Here is a 1,528-nt window from a genome sequence, read left to right as displayed (position 1 = left end):
GCTCACTGGTGCACCATCCTCTTGTCGGTAGCTGAGATGCTGCTGATGCACCCGAGGTGCCGCTGGGTTACCGCCCTGCTCGCTCGACCCCGAGGTCCATCATGAGTTCTGCGGGATCCAGCGGTCCCCCGGGGCGTGCCGACCGTCGACAGGGCTGAGCGCCATCGAGCGCCGAACAGTGAGCTGACTGGCTGCCGCGTCCCGGAACCGAAAAGAGGGTGCCTCCCCACTGGGCTAGCAGCGAGGAGGCTGTCATGCAGTATGCCCCCAGCACGTCCCTGCCCGCGACCGCGCCGAATGGTGTGACCGCGGGTGTTGATTGGGCCAGCGCCGATCACGTCGCCTGTGTGGTGGACGCGGCCGGCAAGGTGATCACACGCTTCACCGTCGAGCACAGCGGCACGGGCCTGACGGAGCTGGTGCGCAAGCTCGCCAGAGCCGCCGTGACCGAAGTCGCCATCGAGCGCGGTGACGGCCCGGTCGTCGAGGCGTTGCTGGCCGCCGGGCTGACCGTCGTGGTGATCAGCCCGAACCAGCTGAAGAACCTGCGTTCCCGTTACGGGTCCGCTGGCAACAAGGACGACCGGTTCGACGCCTTCGTCCTGGCCGACACCCTGCGCACCGACCGCGCCCGGCTGCGTCCCCTGGTGCCCGACAGCCCGGCCACCCTCACCCTGCGCCAGACCTGCCGGACCAGGAAGGACCTGGTCAAGCACCGGGTGGCCATCTGCAACCAACTGCGCGCGCACCTGTCCGGTGCCTTCCCCGGCGCGGTGGGCCTGTTCGCAGAGCTTGACAGCGCCATCAGCCTGGCCTTCCTGGCCCGCTTCGACTGCCAGGAACGCGCCGACTGGCTGAGCGAGCGGCGCCTGACAGCCTGGCTGAAGAGCGCGGGCTACTGCGGACGCAAGGACCCCGCCCTGCTGCTGTCGCGCCTCAAGGCCGCTCCCCGTGGCGCCCTCGGCGATGACGGCGCCGCCAAAGCGCACATCACCCGGGCTCTGCTGACCGTCCTGACCTCGCTGACCGAGCAAATCAAGGCCCTGGAAGCGCAGATCGCCGAACAGCTCATGCTGCACGCCGACGCGCACATTTTCACCTCGCTGCCACGTTCGGGCACCGTGCGCGCCGCCCGGCTCCTGGCCGAGATCGGCGACTGCCGCGCCCGCTTCCCCGATCCGGGCGCGCTGGCCTGCCTGGCCGGGGTCGCGCCCTCGACCCGCCAGTCCGGCAAGCACAAGAGCGTCGGCTTTCGCTGGGCGGTCAACAAGCAACTGCGCGATGCGGTCTGCGACTTCGCCGCCGACTCCCGTCGGGCCAACCCATGGGCGGCCAGGCTGTATGACCAGGCAATCGCTCGCGGCAAAGACCATCCACACGCCACCCGGATCCTCGCCCGCGCCTGGCTGTATGTGATCTGGCACTGCTGGCAGGACGGCGTCGCCTACGACCCCGCCAAACACGGAGCCCTTCAGGCTCTGATCCAGCAAGATCAACAAGCAGCAGCTTGACACAGGGCTACTCATGA

1 protein-coding gene is annotated in these 1,528 nt (G+C 68.9%); it reads left to right on the top strand.

Going from position 1 to position 1,528, the window contains the following annotated elements:
• Window positions 1-254 precede the first annotated feature (254 nt).
• Window positions 255-1,511: an IS110 family transposase gene (locus tag AB0J42_RS37650; RefSeq protein WP_364303377.1), complete on the top strand. Its 1,257-nt coding sequence runs from the start codon at window positions 255-257 to the stop codon at window positions 1,509-1,511.
• Window positions 1,512-1,528 lie beyond the last annotated feature (17 nt).

This window comes from Nonomuraea sp. NPDC049649, from assembly GCF_040675175.1.
GTDB lineage: Bacteria > Actinomycetota > Actinomycetes > Streptosporangiales > Streptosporangiaceae > Nonomuraea.
The sequence above is the reverse complement of the archived record's forward strand: the minus strand, read 5'-3'. Positions and strand labels throughout refer to the sequence as shown.